General features: G+C 71.7%; 12 protein-coding genes. All 12 read right to left on the bottom strand.

Translation table 11 applies throughout. From position 1 onward, the window contains the following. Positions 1-31 precede the first annotated feature (31 nt). The 12 genes from mutL to K244_RS0111440 all read right to left on the bottom strand — a co-directional run bounded on the left by mutL (position 32) and on the right by K244_RS0111440 (position 14,912). Entirely contained in the window at positions 32-1,834 is a 1,803-nt protein-coding gene (mutL, locus tag K244_RS0111495) for a DNA mismatch repair endonuclease MutL (protein ID WP_020186417.1), read from the bottom strand. Positions 1,835-1,908: 74 nt separating this feature from the next. Further along, the gene (locus tag K244_RS0111490; RefSeq protein ID WP_051460118.1) at positions 1,909-3,252 is read right to left on the bottom strand and encodes a pitrilysin family protein; all 1,344 of its coding nucleotides are present in this window, start codon (positions 3,250-3,252) and stop codon (positions 1,909-1,911) included. A gap of 59 nt (positions 3,253-3,311) precedes the next feature. Continuing rightward, the gene (locus K244_RS0111485; protein WP_245259763.1) at positions 3,312-4,754 is read right to left on the bottom strand and encodes a pitrilysin family protein; all 1,443 of its coding nucleotides are present in this window, start codon (positions 4,752-4,754) and stop codon (positions 3,312-3,314) included. A gap of 235 nt (positions 4,755-4,989) precedes the next feature. Beyond that, the gene (locus tag K244_RS0111480; RefSeq protein ID WP_020186414.1) at positions 4,990-5,643 is read right to left on the bottom strand and encodes a hypothetical protein; all 654 of its coding nucleotides are present in this window, start codon (positions 5,641-5,643) and stop codon (positions 4,990-4,992) included. A 55-nt stretch (positions 5,644-5,698) separates the two neighbouring features. Beyond that, positions 5,699-6,196, bottom strand: a complete 498-nt coding sequence (lspA, locus tag K244_RS0111475; RefSeq protein ID WP_020186413.1) for a signal peptidase II — start codon at positions 6,194-6,196, stop codon at positions 5,699-5,701. Between the two features lie 283 nt (positions 6,197-6,479). Beyond that, positions 6,480-9,515: an isoleucine--tRNA ligase gene (gene ileS / locus K244_RS0111470; RefSeq protein WP_020186412.1), complete on the bottom strand. Its 3,036-nt coding sequence runs from the start codon at positions 9,513-9,515 to the stop codon at positions 6,480-6,482. A 428-nt stretch (positions 9,516-9,943) separates the two neighbouring features. After that, on the bottom strand, positions 9,944-10,912 hold the full coding sequence (locus tag K244_RS0111465) for a bifunctional riboflavin kinase/FAD synthetase (protein WP_020186411.1): 969 nt from the start codon (positions 10,910-10,912) through the stop codon (positions 9,944-9,946). 14 nt (positions 10,913-10,926) lie between these two features. Next, entirely contained in the window at positions 10,927-11,712 is a 786-nt protein-coding gene (locus K244_RS0111460) for an inositol monophosphatase family protein (protein ID WP_020186410.1), read from the bottom strand. 55 nt (positions 11,713-11,767) lie between these two features. Next, positions 11,768-12,346: an NADPH-dependent FMN reductase gene (locus tag K244_RS0111455; protein WP_020186409.1), complete on the bottom strand. Its 579-nt coding sequence runs from the start codon at positions 12,344-12,346 to the stop codon at positions 11,768-11,770. Between the two features lie 161 nt (positions 12,347-12,507). Then, on the bottom strand, positions 12,508-13,071 hold the full coding sequence (gene efp, locus K244_RS0111450) for an elongation factor P (protein WP_020186408.1): 564 nt from the start codon (positions 13,069-13,071) through the stop codon (positions 12,508-12,510). Positions 13,072-13,158: 87 nt separating this feature from the next. Next, complete coding sequence (locus K244_RS0111445) at positions 13,159-14,274, bottom strand: tetratricopeptide repeat protein (protein ID WP_020186407.1); 1,116 nt, start codon at positions 14,272-14,274, stop codon at positions 13,159-13,161. Continuing rightward, positions 14,271-14,912, bottom strand: coding sequence for a thiamine phosphate synthase (locus K244_RS0111440; RefSeq protein ID WP_020186406.1), 642 nt, complete (start codon positions 14,910-14,912; stop codon positions 14,271-14,273). Before K244_RS0111440 ends, K244_RS0111445 begins: the two co-directional genes overlap by 4 nt. Between the last annotated feature and the right edge of the window lie 196 nt (positions 14,913-15,108).

Here is a 15,108-nt window from a genome sequence, read left to right as displayed (position 1 = left end):
CGGCTATGCGCACGATCGCGGCGCCGGCGCGTCACCGCCGGCCGAACAGCTTTTCGAGGTCGGCGGTGGAGAGCCGCACGAAGGTCGGGCGGCCGTGGTTGCAGGTCGAGGCGGCGGGCTCGGCCTCGATCGCCCGCAGCAGCGCGTTCATCTCGTCGGGCTTGAGCTTGCGGCCCGAGCGCACCGAGCCGTGGCAGGCGACGGTCGCCAGGATGTGGTCGAGCCTGCGGGCGAGCGGCGCGGCCTCGGCGTCGCCTTCGGCGAGCGCCTCCGCGACGTCGCGCAGCAGCGCGGCGCCGTCGCAGGGGCCGAGAGGGGCGGGCGTCGCGCGCACCAGCAGCGCGCCAGGGCCGAAGCCTTCGACGCCGAGGCCGAGCGTCGCGAGCGTCTCGGCGTGCGCGAGCACGCGCTCCGCGTCGGCCGGGTCGAGGTCGACGACGTCGGGGACCAGCAGCTCCTGCCGGGGCACGCCCGAGGTCGCCCGCAGCCGCTTCAGCTCCTCGTAGACCAGGCGCTCATGCGCGGCGTGGGCGTCGACCAGGACCACGCCGTCGCAGGTCTCGGCCAGCACGTAGGTGTCGTGGAGGTGGGCCTTGGCGGCGCCCAGCGGCCGGTCGCGGGCGCCGTCGGGCGCGGCCTCGCCGACATGCGGCGCGGCCTGCGGGGGAAGGTCCACGAGGTCAACGGAGAACGCCGCCTGCGCGCTTTCGCCGAAGCCGCGGGCTGGCGCGCTCCAGCGCGGCGCGGGCGCTGCTGTCGGCCGGTAGGCGGGCGACGGCGTGGGGCCGCGGGCCACGAAGCGCGCGATCTCGGCGCCGCCGGCGGCGTAGGGCGCCGGGCCGTGGGCGGCGAGGGCGCTGCGGACGGTCGAGACCAGCAGCGCCCGGATCAGGCCGGCGTCGCGGAACCGCACCTCGGCCTTGGCCGGATGCACGTTGACGTCGACCTCGCCGGGGCCGACCCGGACATCGAGCGCCGCCACGGGATGGCGGTCGCGCGGCATGACGTCCTGATAGGCGGCCTTGAGCGCGCCGACCAGCAGGCGGTCGCGCACCGGGCGGCCGTTGACCGAGAGGTAGATCGCGCCCGCGGTCGCCCGATGCAGATGGCTGAGGCCCACATGGCCCAGCAGCCGGGCGCTCTCGCGCAGGCCGTCGATCGGGATCACCGCCTCCGCCACCTCCGCGCCGAGCACCTGCGCGAGGCGCTCGGCGAAGCCGGCGGCGTCGGGCGCGACCGCGGGAAAGCGGAGCGTGCGCTCCGCCACCACGAGGGTGAAGTCGACCTGCGGGGCGGCGAGCGCCAGCCGTCGCACCACCTCGGCCGCGGCTTGCGCTTCCGCGCGCTCGGACTTCAGGAACTTGGCGCGGGCGGGCGTGGCGAAAAACAGGTCGCGCACCTCGATGCGCGTGCCGTGCGGCAGCGCCGCGGGCTCGACCTCGCCCTTCGCGCCGCCCTCGACCGTCAGCCGCCAGCCGTGCGACGCGCCGGCCGTGCGGGTCGCGATCTCAAGCCTCGCGATCGCGCCGATCGACGGCAGCGCCTCGCCGCGGAAGCCCATGGTGGCGACGCCGACGAGGTCGTCGTCGGACGCGATCTTGGAGGTGGCGAAACGCTCGACCGCGAGCACGAGGTCGTCGCGGTCCATCCCGCAGCCGTCGTCGGAGACGCGGATGAGCCGGGCGCCGCCGCCCTCGAGCACCACCTCGATCCGCCGCGCGCCGGCGTCGAGCGCGTTTTCGGCGAGCTCCTTCACCACGGAGGCGGGACGCTCGACCACCTCGCCGGCGGCGATCCGGTTCGCGACCGTGTCGGTGAGGAGGCGGACAGGCATCAGAGGCGGCGGCTCGCGAGTCGGGCGGTCAGTCTAGCATCGCCCGCGGCGCGGCGCGCGGGCGGCCGACGCTCTCAGCCGGGCGCGCCGGGGGTGGCCGGGGCGGCCTCCGGCGCACGCACGTTGACCTCGCCGAGGCCCTGCGGCTTGCCGACCGCGATGATCAGCAGCGAGCCGTCCCCGAACAGCTTCGCCGCGGCGGTCTTGACCTGCTCGGGGGTGATCGCCTCCACCAGCGCGTTGCGGCGGGTGATGTAGTCGATCCCGAGATCGTCGAGCTGCAGCTGGACCAGCTGATTGGCGATCTTGGCCGAGGTGTCGAAGCGCAGCGCGTAGGAGCCGATCAGGTATTTCTTGGCGCTCGCCAGCTCCTCCGCCGTCGGCCCGTCCTTGGCGATCCGGGCGATCTCGGCGCGGATCAGGTCGACCGACTGCCCGGCGCGGTCGTTCCGGGTCGCGACGCCGCCGAGCACCATGCCGGCGTGGTCGTAGGGGGCAAGGTAGCTGTAGACGCCGTAGGCGAGGCCGCGCTTCTCGCGCACCTCGGTGAACAGCCGCGACGAGAACGAGCCGCCGCCGAGGATGTGGTTGACCACATAGGCCGGGATGAAGTCGTCGTCGTTCCGGAGCGGGCCGGCGCGACCGAAGATGATGGAGGTCTGCGGCACGTCCAGCTCGACCACCTCGGTGCGGCCCACGCCCTCGGGCTGCACGGTCGGAACCGGGACGAGGCTGGCCTTGGCGGGGAGCCCGGAAAGCACGCCGTCGATCAGTCCGGCGAGGCGTTCGGGCGTGATCGCGCCCACGACGCCGATCGCGACGTTGTCGCGGGCGATCAGGCGCGTGTGGCCGGCGACGAGGTCGTCGCGGCTGATGGCGCCGAGGGTCTCGACCGTGCCGCGCGGCGGAACGCCGTAGGGATGGCCGGGAAACGCCTCCGAGAAGAAGGTGCGGCCGGCCATGTCGTCGGGGTCGAGCGCGGCGCGGCGGATCTGCGCGGAGAGCTGGCCGCGCATGCGGTCGACGTCCGCGGTCTCGAAGCGCGGCTTGGCCAGCGCGAGGCCAAGCAGCCGGAACGCCTCGTCGATGTTCTCAGGCAGCGTGCGCAGGCTCGCGGTCACGCCGTCGCGGTTCGAGGAGAAGTTGAGCTCGATCGCCTTGTCTTCCAGCGTCTGCTGGAAGGCCTCGGAATCGAGGTCGGCCGCGCCCTCGTCGAGCAGCGCCGACATCAGGTGGGCGAGCCCGGCCTTGCCCTCGGGGTCCTGCGCCGCGCCGCCCTTGAAGGCGAGCTCGACGGCGACCACCGGGACCGTGTTCTCCTCGACGAGCCAGGCCTCCGCGCCCGCGGGCGTCTTGACCCGCTGGATGTCGGTGGCGCGGGCAGGGGCGGTCGGCAGAGCGATGGCGGCTGCGGTCATGACGGCGGCGAAGACTCCGGACAGGCGGCGGGACAGGCGAGGGGCGGCGAGGCCGCCCGTCACGGACGCGCCCCCGGCGCGGCCTTCTCGGCGGTGGCGGGAACAGCGGCGGGCTTCGCGGTCAGAAGCTCGCCGGTCACGCCGCGGCGCGGCTGCAGCACGGCGCGCGCGGCGTCCCGCACCTGATCGGCGGTCACGGCGCGGATCTTGTCGGGCCAGCCCTGAACCTCGGCGACCGTGCCGCCGGTGGCGAGCGACGCGCCGTAGATCCGGGCGAGCGTCGCCTGGTTGTCTTGCGCGTAGATCGTGTCGGCGACGAGACGGGTCTTGGCGCGGACGAGCTCCTCGGGCGTCGGGCCGTCGGCCACGATCTTGGCGATCTCCTCCTCGAGCGCCGTCTCGATCTCCTTGAGAGAGGCGCCGCCGCGCGGGCTGCCGTAGACCGCGAAGCGACCGTCGTCGAGCGCGTCGCCCTGGTACCAGGCGCCGGCGTTGGCGGCGACGCCCTTCTCCACGACGAGCGCCTTGTAGAGGCGGCTGGTGGGGCCGCCGCCGAGCAGCTGCGCCAGCAGATCGAGCGCGTAGGCCTGGTCGCCCTTCGCAGTCTCGTAGGAGGGCGCGAGGAACTGCTTCGAGATCGAGGGCTGCGTCACCCGCGGGTCGGACAGCGAGACCCGGCGCGCCGCGCGCGGCTCCGGCTCGGTCGGGCGCTTGCGCGCGCCGGGGTCCGCGCGACGGGGCGCCTTGCCGTAGGTCTCCTCCGCCATGGCCTTGACCTCGGCCGGCTCCACGTCGCCCGCGACCACCAGGATGGCGTTGTTCGGCGTGTAGAAGCGCTCGTAGAAGGCGATCGCGTCCGCGCGTGACAGCGTCTCCATCTCGTGCTCCCAACCGATGATGGGCGTGCCGTAGGGGTGGTTCACGAACAGCGCGGCGGCGACGGCCTCGGAGAGCTGCGACGAGGGATCGCCGTCGACGCGCGAGCGACGCTCCTCGAGGATCACGTCGCGCTCCGGGTTCACCACTTCGTCGGTGAGCTGCAGCCCGGTCATGCGGTCGGCCTCGAAGGACATCACCTCCTGGAGGTGCTCCTTGGCGACGCGCTGGAAATAGGCGGTGTAGTCGTACGAGGTGAAGGCGTTCTCCTGGCCGCCGAGCTCGGCGACCACCTTCGAGAACGCGCCGGCGGGGTGCTTCGCCGTGCCCTTGAACATCAGGTGCTCGAGGAAGTGCGCGATGCCGGAGACGCCTGCGGGCTCGTCCGCCGAGCCCACCTTGTACCAGACCATGTGCGTGACGACCGGCGTCCGGTGGTCCGGGATCACCACCACCTCAAGGCCGTTGGCGAGGGCGAAGGTCGAAACCTCCGGCCCGGACGCGCGGGCGGGGTCCGCCGCGGCGGCGGAGGGCTGGAGCCCGGCGAGGGAGGCGACAAGCGTTGCAGCGGCCATGGGTGCGGCGAGACCTCCGAAGAAGCGGGTGAACGGGCGGGGGCCGGTCATCAGGCGGGCGGCGTCCTTTGTCGGGCGAAGCGGCCGGGAAGAGTTGGCGTCCGGGGCGCGAGATCGCCGCGTCAGAGCCGCGGCGACGCGGGCGCGTCGTCTGCATATATAGACGAACCGGCGATCCGCCACGAGCGGCGGTCGACGTCACCCGATGAGGCGGTTAAATCGCCGTAACAAAAAAGGCCGGCCCACGGGAGCGGCCGGCCTTTTCGGGTCGGGACGAGGAGAGGCCTCAGTGGCCCTCGCTCGAGAACGGATTGATCTTCTTGTACCAGGAGGCCTCGGCCTCCGGCGCCTTGTAGGGCGCGGTCGAGGCCGGGGTGCGGTAGCCCGAGGGCGGGTCGGTCAGCCGCGCGCGCTTCGGCTCGGTTCCGGCGGGAACCGCCTCGGCGGTCTGCGTCTTGCGCGCCCTGAGTTCGCTCGGGCTCAGCCGATCAATCGTGTTGTCGTAGGTCGGCGAGGAATAGCCGGCGACGCCCGCGGCGTCGGGCTCGGCCGTGCGCTTGCGGTTCAGCTCGCTCGGCGAGATGCGCGAATTGCGGTCGAGCAGGTAGTCCCGCTCTTCGGTGCGCGGCACGTCGGCCAGCGCCTTGCGCTGGGCGCGGCGCTCCGCGTCGGGATCGAGCGGCCACTGGCCGGTCGACTGGGCGACGGCGCCCTTCGCCTGCGGGGGCGGCAGCTGGCTGACCGCCGGCGGCGGCACCAGCGCTGGACGCTCGCGGTAGTCGATCTCGGGCTTTTCCTTGTCGCCCATGCCGAACGCGTCGAACAGTTCGGTGATGGGGTTGGAGCCCATGTCGTCCGCCGCGTGGGCGGGATGAGCCACGCCGACCGCGGCGATCGCAAAGGCGACCGGCGCGACGAGGGCTTTGATCTGACGCTTCATCGACGTGTCCTTGCAGCCGAGACCCGGGCAGCTCCCGTCCGAAGGACGTGACGCTCTACGAGTTTACCCCCGTGGCGCCCTTCGAGCCGCGGAGCGCACCATACAGAAGCAGCAGGACCCCCGCAACGATGGCCGCGTCGGCCAGATTGAACACGTACCAGGTGACCTCGCCCCAATGCAGCAGCGCATAGTCGACCACGGCGCCGTAGGCGATGCGGTCGATCCCGTTCCCCACCGCCCCGCCGAGGATGAGCGCGAGCGCCCAGGTGGACAGCGCGTCCTTCTCTCGGCCTATCCAGATCGTGATCGCGATCGAGGCGACCACGTGGAGCGCGACCAGCGCCCAGCGGCCGAAATCGCTGTCCTGCTGCAGCAGGCCGTAGGAGACGCCGGTGTTCCAGACGAGCACGAGGTCGAACATCGGCGCGACGGCGACGCGGCCCTTGGCCGCAAGGTCGAACACGAACAGCGCCCAGAGCTTCAGCGCCTGGTCGAGCGCGAAGACCACGAGGGCGACGAGGTAGGCGCGGCGGGCGGGGGAGGCGAGGGTCATGGGCGGGCTGTCGCCGTCATCCCGGCCGGAGCGGCGCAGCCGCGCAGAGCCGGGATCGCTGGACGAGAAGTGCGGGCTTTTACCTCTCCCCGCCGGGGAGAGGTCGATCGGCGAAGCCGAGCGGGCGAGGGGGCTCTGAATTCATCTGAGAGGGAACAAGCCCCCTCACCCGGCGCGCTCACGCCCGCCGACCTCTCCCCGCCGGGGAGAGGTGAAGACCAGCGCCCGCCTGGGAGAACGATCCCGGCTCGGCCTGCGGCCGGCCGGGATGACGCCCTGCGCCTCACGCCGCGCGGCTCCGGGCGGCGTCCCATTCGCGCAGCGCCTGGGCGTCGCGGGGGGTGACGTCGGGGTAGTCGGCGTCCGCGCCGACGTCGGGCGTCACCTTCCACGAGCGGGCGCATTTCCGGCCTTCCGCGCGGCCCACCACCACGGCGACGCCGGCCACCTCCGCAAGACGGAACGCATCTGCCGGCGCCTCGTCGGAGACGACCTTGATGCCGCTGGTGATCGCGACCTCGGCGAGGTCGACGCCCTTCAGCGCCAGGGCGAGTTCCGGATCGGTCACATGCACGACCGGCGCCGCCTCGAGCGACGAGCCGATGCGCTTCGCGGCGCGCTCGATCTCGAGCGCCCCCGTCACCACGCGGCGGACCTTGCGGACGTTTTCCCACTTTGCGGCGAGATCGTCGTCGCGCCAGGCGTTGTCGGCCAGCGCGTAGAGTTCGAGATGGACGGAGCCGTCCTCGCTGGGGAAGCGCGACAGCCAAGTCTCCTCCGCCGTGAACGGCAGCAGCGGCGCGAGCCGCGTCACCAGCGTGCGGAACACCCGGTCGATCACGGTGAGGCAGGCGCGGCGGGTCACCGACGACGCCGGGTCGCAGTAGAGCGCGTCCTTGCGGACGTCGAAGTAGAACGCCGAGAGGTCGTTGGTCAGGAAGGTGAACAGGCTCGCGAAGCCGCGCTTGAAGTCGAAGGCGTCGTAGGCGGCCTCCACCTCTGTGTCGACCTCCGCCAGCCGGTGCAGCACGTAGCGTTCCAGCTCCGGCATATCCTCGACCGCGACGACGTCGCCGTCCCGGAAATGCGCCAGCGCGCCGAGCATCCAGCGCAGCGTGTTGCGCAGCTTGCGGTAGGCGTCAGTCGCGGTCTTCAGGATCTCCTGGCCGATGCGGAGGTCGTCGGCGTAGTCCGACAGCACGACCCAGAGGCGCAGGATGTCCGCGCCGGACTGTTCGATGATCTTCTGCGGCGCGACGATGTTGCCGAGCGACTTCGACATCTTGCGGCCCTGCTCGTCGAGCACGAAGCCGTGCGTCAGCAGCGCGTCGTAGGGCGCGCGGCCACGCGTGCCGCAGCTTTCCAGCAGCGAGGAATGGAACCAGCCGCGGTGCTGGTCCGAGCCCTCGAGGTAGAGCACTTGGTCCTCGCCGCCGTCGACGACGCGCTTCGGGCTGAGGTCGGGCCGACGGTCCAGCACATAGGCGTGGGTCGAGCCGGAATCGAACCAGACGTCGAGGATGTCCGGCACCTTGTCGTAGTCCGACAGGGCGTAATCGTTGCCGAGGAAGCGCGATCCGTCGTCGGCGAACCAGGCGTCGGCGCCCTCGGCCTCGAAGGCCTCCGCGATGCGGGCGTCGACGCGGGGGTCCTGCAGGATCTCCCCGGTCTCCTTGTGCACGAACACGGTGATCGGAACGCCCCAGGCGCGCTGGCGCGAGACCACCCAGTCCGGCCGGCCCTCGATCATGCCGCGCAGGCGGTTCTTGCCCTGGGGGGGATAGAACGCGGTCGCCTCGATCGCGGCCAGCGCCCGCGAGCGCAGCGTGTCCGCGGGGCCGGCGATGTCGCGGTCCATGTGGATGAACCACTGCGGCGTGTTGCGGAAGATCACCGGCTTCTTGGAGCGCCAGGAGTGCGGGTACTGGTGCCGCAGCTTTCCGCGCGCGACGAGCCGCCCGCCCGCGACCAGCGCGTCGATCACCGCCTGGTTGGCGTCGCCCTTGTCGCCCCTGTGGGTGATGACCGAGCGGCCGGTGAAGCCCGGCGCGTCCTTGGTGAGGAAGCCCTCGGCGTCGACCGTGTAGGGGATCTTCGAGCTGATCCCGCGCGTCTCCAGATCGAAGCGATGATCCATCCAGAGCTCAAAGTCCTCGCGGCCGTGGCCGGGCGCCGTGTGCACGAAGCCCGTGCCGGCGTCATCGGTGACGTGGTCGCCGGGAAGCAGGGGCACGGCGAAGTCGTAGCCGTGGTCTTTGAGCGGATGCGCGGCGACGAGGCCCTCGAGCTCGTCGGCCGCGACGTCACGGACCTTTTTGAACCCGCTCACCTTGGCGGCCTTGAACACGCCTTCCGCGAGCGCGTCCGCCAGCAGATAGCGCGCGCCGACCTTGGCCCAGTTGTCCTCGGGCGCTTCGGTCACCTCATAGAGGCCGTAAGCGATCTTCCGGGAGTACGCCACGGCGCGGTTGCCGGGCAGGGTCCAGGGCGTGGTCGTCCAGATGACGACGGAGGCGTTCTCCAGCGTCGTCCCGGCCGAAGCCGAAGGCGCAGAGCCGGGACCGTCCGCAGAACCGGGCGCCGCCTCCGACGCGCGATCCCGGCTCTCCGCTTCGCTGCGGCCGGGATGACGCTCGCTGAGCGGAAACGCCACGAACACCGTGTCGCTCGTGAACTCTTGGTATTCGATCTCGGCCTCGGCGAGCGCGGTCCTCTCGACCACAGACCACATCACCGGCTTGGACCCGCGGTAGAGCTGGCCGGTCCGCGCGAAGGTCATGATCTCGCGGGCGATCTGCGCCTCGGCCGAGAACTTCATGGTGGTGTAGGGGTCCTTCCAGTCGCCGGTGACGCCGAGGCGCTGGAACTCGGCGGACTGGATCCCGATCCAGTTCTGCGCGTACTCCCGGCACTCCTTGCGGAACTCGATGACCGGCACCTCGTCCTTGTTCAGGCCCTTGGCGCGGTAGCCCTCCTCGACCTTCCACTCGATCGGCAGGCCGTGGCAGTCCCATCCCGGCACGTAGTTCGAGTCGAACCCCGCCATCTGGCGGGTGCGCACCACGACGTCCTTGAGGATCTTGTTGAGCGCGTGGCCGATGTGCAGGTGGCCGTTGGCGTAGGGCGGGCCGTCGTGCAGGACGTACTTCTTCCGCCCCGCGCTCGACGCGCGCAGCCTGTCGTAGAGCCCGATGCGCTCCCAGCGCTTCAGCAGCTCCGGCTCCTTCTGGGGGAGCCCGGCGCGCATGGGGAAGTCGGTCTGCGGCAGGAACAGGGTTTCGGAGTAGTCGCGGGCGGCGGGCGTAACGTCGGAGGGCATTGGGGCGCGTCCGGGTGTCTCGTGAGGCGTCGGTCAGGCGGCGTGTCGTCTCCCGGCCCGGCGCCTGGGCGCGCGAACCGCGCGGCTCAGGCGGAGGCCGGGCCGGTAATTCGGAACGTCGGAGACGGACGCAGGCGCATGGATGCAAGCCTCAACGATGAAGAGGTCGCGCGCCTTGTAGCAGGGTCGGGCTTGCTGACAAGTGAAGGGCGCCCGGAAGGGGCCAGCGATCCCTCCCCTGGGACAGGGGAGGGTGGCCTCGCGTCAGCGAGGTCGGGTGGGGTGCCTCGCCGGATGAGACGCTTCGCCAAGCCCTGTTCCAATCGTCGCGCTTAAAAGGACCGACGTCGCAAGGGCGACGTCGGCGGCCCCACCCGACCCTTCGCTTTGCGAAGGGCCACCCTCCCCAAGCTTCGCTTGAGGAGGGATCAGACCAGCGCGCTCGGCGCGAGCGGGTCTTCCGGTTGGGCGAGCAGGCGGCGGGCTTCGGCCTTGTCGCGCTCCATCTGGGCGACCAGGGCCTCCACGCTCTCGAACTTCGCCTCGGCGCGCTGCCAGGCGACGAGCTCGACGCGCAGGCGCTTGCTGTAGAGATCGCCGGAGAAATCAAGCAGGAAGACCTCCAGCCGCGGCGCGCCGTCGTCGAACTGCGGCCGGCGGCCAAAGCTTGCGACGCCGTTCACGATCGCGCCGTCGACCAGCGCGCGCACGGCGTAGATGCCGTAGGCCAGCCGGGTCTCCGGCGGCAGCACGAGGTTGGCGGTCGGGAAGCCCAGCTCGCGGCCGCGCTTGTCGCCGTGGACGACCTCGGTCTCGACCGTCCAGCGGCGTCCGAGCAGGCGGTTGGCGGCGACGAGATCGCCGGCCGCCAGCAGGTCGCGGATCGCGCTGGAGGAGACAGGCGTCGCGCCGCCGTGGGGTGGGACAACCTCCACGAACATGCCGTGACGGGGACCGGCCTCCGCCAGAAAGGCGGGCGAGCCCAGCCGCCCGCGGCCGAAATGGAAGTCCCAGCCGACGACGACGGTGTGGGCGCCGAGCCGGCGCGCCAGCACCTTGGCGACGAAGTCTTCCGCCTCGATCTGCGACAGGCGCTCGTCGAAGGTCAGCACGACGGTGGCGTCGGCGCCGGCGCGCGCCAGGAGGCGCGCCTTTTCCCGCGCGTCGGTGAGGCGGAACAGCGGCCGGTCGGGCTGGAAGAAAGTACGGGGGTGAGGCTCGAAGGTCAGCGCCACCACAGGGCGCCCCGCGGCGTGGGCGGGCTCCACAGCCTGGGCGATCACCGCTGCGTGGCCGCGGTGGACGCCGTCGAAATTGCCCACGACGACGTGGCCGTCGCGCAGGCGGTCCGGCAACGTTTCAGGGTCGATCAGCGGCTCCGTCGTCGGACCGGTCATCGCCGTGGCGCCACTCAGCCCTTCACGAGCTTGAGCAGCTCGGGATGGATGTGCTCGTTGCCGCAGACCACCGAGCCGTTCGTGAGCATCGCGTCGCCGCCGGCGGCGTCGGTTACGAAGCCCCCGGCTTCCTTGATGAGCAGGATGCCGGCCGCCATGTCCCAGGACTTGAGGTCGCGTTCCCAGAAGCCGTCGAGACGGCCGGCCGCCACATAGGCGAGGTCGAGCGAGGCGGCGCCGAAGCGGCGCACGCCCGAGACGCGGCCCTGCACGCGCGACAGCTCCTCGCGGAACAGGTCGTGCTTCGGCCGGCCGAGATGCGGCACGCCGCAGCCGATCACGGCCTCGACGATGTCGCGCCGGGCGGCGACGCGCAGGCGATGGTCGTTGAGGTAGGCGCCGCCGCCGCGCTCGGCGGTGAACAGCTCGTCGGTGATCGGATTGAACACCACGCCCGCGACCAGCTGGCCGGCGCGCTCCAGCGCCACCGAGATCGCGAAGATCGGGATGCCGTGCAGGAAGTTGGTGGTGCCGTCGAGCGGATCGACGATCCAGCGGTGGTCGGGGTCGGTGCCCGCGATCACGCCGCTTTCCTCCATCACCAGGCTGTAGCCCGGGCGAACCCGCTGCAGCTCGGCGCGCAGCATGTCCTCGGCCTTGCGGTCGGCGGCGGTGACGAAGTCGCCCGGGCCCTTGGCGGAGACCTGCAGCTGCTCGACCTCGCCGAAGTCGCGGCGCATGGAGCGGCCGGCCTTCATGACGGCCTGGACCATGACGTTGAGGACGGGCGAGCGGGCCATGGAGACATTCGCTTTCAGGGTCGGCGCCGCCGGGGAGGGCGCTGGGAAGGTCAGGTCAGTAGGGCACGCCGGCCGCGCGCTTGGTCTTGAGCGCCTCGGCGTACCATTCGAGTTCTCGGGCGAAGCGGTCGAACCGCGTCGCGACTTTGGCGTCCGTCGGCCGGCCCGCGTCGTCGAAGGCCTGGCCGATCTTCGGCACCGCGTAGATCGAAGGGATCGACGGCATGCCGAGTTCGCCGACGATCGCCCTGAGCTGCATCGCGGCGCGGACGCCGCCGAAGCCGCCGGCCGAGTAGCTGACGATCGCCGACGGCCGCCAGAAGTACTCCTCGAGGAAGTGGTCGAGCAGGTTCTTCAGCGCCGGCGGGACGCCGTGGTTGTACTCGCCCGTGACGAGCACGAAGCCGTCGGCCTGCCCGTAGAGCTCGGCGAGCTCCCGAAGCACGGGCGGCGCCTCGTCGGGCTTGTATTCCTTGTACATCCGGTCGAGCAGCGGCAAGCGCCGCTCCATCGGATCGATCAAAGGCGCGTCATGCCCACGCGCGCGCAGCGCCTCGGCGATCCAGCGGGCGAGCACGATGCCCTGCCGCTCGGTGCGGACGGAGCCGTAGAGAACGGGAAGCGTCAGCGGCATGATGGCTCCTCGGGGAGTTCGGAAACACCGGCGTCAATGCCCGCGTCTTCGCGGGCATCCACGACTTGCAGCAGCGGGCCTGGCGCCGGCAAAGTCGTGGATACCCGGCCAAAAGGCCGGGCATGACGTAGTGGTTCCAAGCAAACCGTAGCTTGATCGTCTCAGTCCGCGCGACGCAGGTAGGTCACTTCGTTGGTGTCGACCACGATGCGCTCGCCGGAGCCGATGAACGGCGGCACCATCACGCGCAGGCCGTTCTCGAGCTTCGCCGGCTTGTAGGAGGAGGCGGCGGTCTGCCCCTTCACCACCGGATCGGCCTCGACGATCTCGAGCGTCACCTGGTCGGGCAGCTTGATGCCGATCGGGCGCTCCTCGTGCATCTCCACCGTCACCTGCATGCCGTCCTGCAGGAAGGCCGCGCGCTCGCCGACGAACTCGGTCGCGAGCGTGATCTGCTCGTAGGTGCTGGTGTCCATGAACACCAGATCCTCGCCCTCGGCGTAGAGGAACTGGAAGTCCTTCTGCTCGAGGCGAACGCGCTCCACCGTCTCGTCGGCGCGGAAGCGCTCGTTGAGCTTGCGGCCGTCGATCAGGTTCTTCATCTCGACCTGGTTGAAGGCGCCGCCCTTGCCGGGCTTCACGGCGTTGGTCTTCACCGCGGCCCAGAGGCCGCCCTGGTGCTCGAGCACCATGCCGGGGGTGATCTGGTTGCCGTTGATCTTCATGGGGCTGTCTTCCGGACGAGCGCCGCGGCGCGTAGGACGCGGCGTTTAAAAAAGGTTGCGCTCGTTTGCCCCCGCGGACGCCCGCCGTCAAGGTTTGGGGGCGGGGGACCCAGAGCCCGCAAGCGCCGCTTCCGCCGCCGGCAGGGGACCGAGCCTCGCCTCCCAGCGCTTCGACAGCTCGTCCGCCTTGGCCTGGTCGGCCTCCGACAGGGTCTGGACGAAGCCTTCGAGCCAGGCGTCGCTCAGGCCCTGGGCGCGGGCGAGGCGATGCCAGGCCGTGGCGCGGGCGGGGTCGCGGCCGACGCCGCGGCCGTAGGCGTAGAGCCGGGCGAGGCGGTTCTGGGCGATCGCGTTGCCCCGCTCCGCCGCCCGCTCGAACAGCCGGGCGGCGTCGGCCTCGTCCTTCTCCACGCCCGAGCCGTTGAAGCGCGCGATGCCGTATTCGACCAGCGCGGCGATCTGATCCTGCGCCGCGGCGCGGGCGAGCCAGCGCACGGAGTCCTCGACGTTCTTGTCGACGCCGCGGCCTTCCTTCAGGAGCGCAGAGTAGGCGTACTGGGCGTCGGCCTGGCCGGCGTCGCCCGCCGCCTTGAACGCCTCGGCGGCGCCCTTGAAGTCCGGCCGGCCGTTCTCGCCCTGCAGGCGCATCACGCCGAGATTGTAGAGCGCCTCGGATTGTCCGATCTCGCCCGCCTTCGCGAACCAGTCGGCGGCCTCCTTGGGGTCCTTCTCGCCGCCGACGCCCTGGAGCCGCGCGAGGCCGAGCGCGAACATCGCCTCCCGGTCGCCGAGCGCCGCGGCGCGCTCGAACCATCGCGCGGCCTCGGCCTCGTTGCGGCCGACGCCGAGACCGTCGGCGTAGAGCTTGCCGATCAGTGTCATCGCAGCGGGGTCGAGGCGGCGCCCCTCGACGCGTTTGCGCGCCTCCGCCATGGCGGCGATGTAATGGCCGCGCTGGAACGCGCCGTAGGCGAGATCGGCGTTCGGGTCGACCGGCGGCTCCGGCGCCTTCTTCTCCTCGGGCGCGTTCGGAACGCCCGAAGGGGTCGGCGTGGTGATCATCATGTCGCGCAGGCTGGGCACCGAAAGCTCGGCCGGGGCGGGGAGCTCGCCCTGACGAGGCCTCTGCTGCGCGATCGCGGGCCCGACGGCCCCGAGTGAAGCCGCCAGCAGCGCCGCGAGGGCTGCGGCGCGCGGGCTCACGGCGTCGGGGCCCGGCCGAGCGAGATCTGCGCGCCGGCGGCGGCGACTCCGGCCGCCGGGCCGTCCTCGTGGCGCCACACGGCGTCGCCCAGCGCGACGAACTCGGCGCCCGTGGCGGCGATCGCCGCGACGTCGTCGATCGTGGCGGCGAAGCCGGCGCAGGGCACCTCGAAGATCTCGGCCCACCATTCCGTGCGGTCGCGGATGGTCTCCGCGTCCCACGGCTCCGCGCCGTCGAGGCCGATCAGCAGGTAGTCCACTCCGGCCTCGCCCGCCTCCATGGCGGCGTCGCGCGAGCGCGGGGCGGCGAAGCCCACGATCTTCTCGGGGCTGAAGCGCTCGACCATGTCGGGCAGCAGCGTCGACGAGACGAGATGAACGCCGTCCGCGCCGGCCTTGCCGATGATGTCCTCGACGCCGTCGCCGGCGAGCAGCACGGCGGCCCCGGCCTCCTGGGCCGTCGTGATCAGGGGCTTCGCGCGGGCGATCCGGGTGCGGTCGTCGGCGGCCGCGAGCCGAACCACCACGGCGGCGACATCGCCGGCCGCCAGCGCCGCGGCGAAGACCGGCGCGAAGGCCTCGGTCTCGGCGAGCTCCGGGGTCACGAGCATCAGGCGGGTGCGATGGGGAAGGGTCATGGGGCTCGGACGGACGGGGAATGGCGTGGACGCTGTCTCACGCCCGAGCGTGGCGAAAGCGGGGCGGGACGCCGTCGGCCGGACCGCGCGTCCTCGGCGCGGAGCCGGGATTGTCGTGCGGACGAACGACCCCCCGAAACGACGATCCCGGATCGCCGCGGCTCGCGCCGCGACGTCCGGGATGAGATCAGACGTC

This window comes from Methylopila sp. 73B, assembly GCF_000526315.1.
Lineage (GTDB): Bacteria > Pseudomonadota > Alphaproteobacteria > Rhizobiales > Methylopilaceae > Methylopila.
Note: the sequence above shows the minus strand (reverse complement) of the source record. Positions and strands in the feature narration are given on the sequence as shown.

Bases quoted from the DNA above. Each gene is read 5' to 3' on its own strand.
- efp (WP_020186408.1), bottom strand. From the start codon at position 13,071: ATGAAGATCAACGGCAACCAGATCACCCCCGGCATGGTGCTCGAGCAC.
- K244_RS0111490 (WP_051460118.1), bottom strand. From the start codon at position 3,252: ATGACCGCAGCCGCCATCGCTCTGCCGACCGCCCCTGCCCGCGCCACC.
- K244_RS0111465 (WP_020186411.1), bottom strand. From the start codon at position 10,912: ATGACCGGTCCGACGACGGAGCCGCTGATCGACCCTGAAACGTTGCCG.
- mutL (WP_020186417.1), bottom strand. From the start codon at position 1,834: ATGCCTGTCCGCCTCCTCACCGACACGGTCGCGAACCGGATCGCCGCC.
- K244_RS0111485 (WP_245259763.1), bottom strand. From the start codon at position 4,754: ATGACCGGCCCCCGCCCGTTCACCCGCTTCTTCGGAGGTCTCGCCGCA.
- lspA (WP_020186413.1), bottom strand. From the start codon at position 6,196: ATGACCCTCGCCTCCCCCGCCCGCCGCGCCTACCTCGTCGCCCTCGTG.
- K244_RS0111455 (WP_020186409.1), bottom strand. From the start codon at position 12,346: ATGCCGCTGACGCTTCCCGTTCTCTACGGCTCCGTCCGCACCGAGCGG.
- K244_RS0111440 (WP_020186406.1), bottom strand. From the start codon at position 14,912: ATGACCCTTCCCCATCGCACCCGCCTGATGCTCGTGACCCCGGAGCTC.
- ileS (WP_020186412.1), bottom strand. From the start codon at position 9,515: ATGCCCTCCGACGTTACGCCCGCCGCCCGCGACTACTCCGAAACCCTG.
- K244_RS0111460 (WP_020186410.1), bottom strand. From the start codon at position 11,712: ATGGCCCGCTCGCCCGTCCTCAACGTCATGGTCCAGGCCGTCATGAAG.
- K244_RS0111480 (WP_020186414.1), bottom strand. From the start codon at position 5,643: ATGAAGCGTCAGATCAAAGCCCTCGTCGCGCCGGTCGCCTTTGCGATC.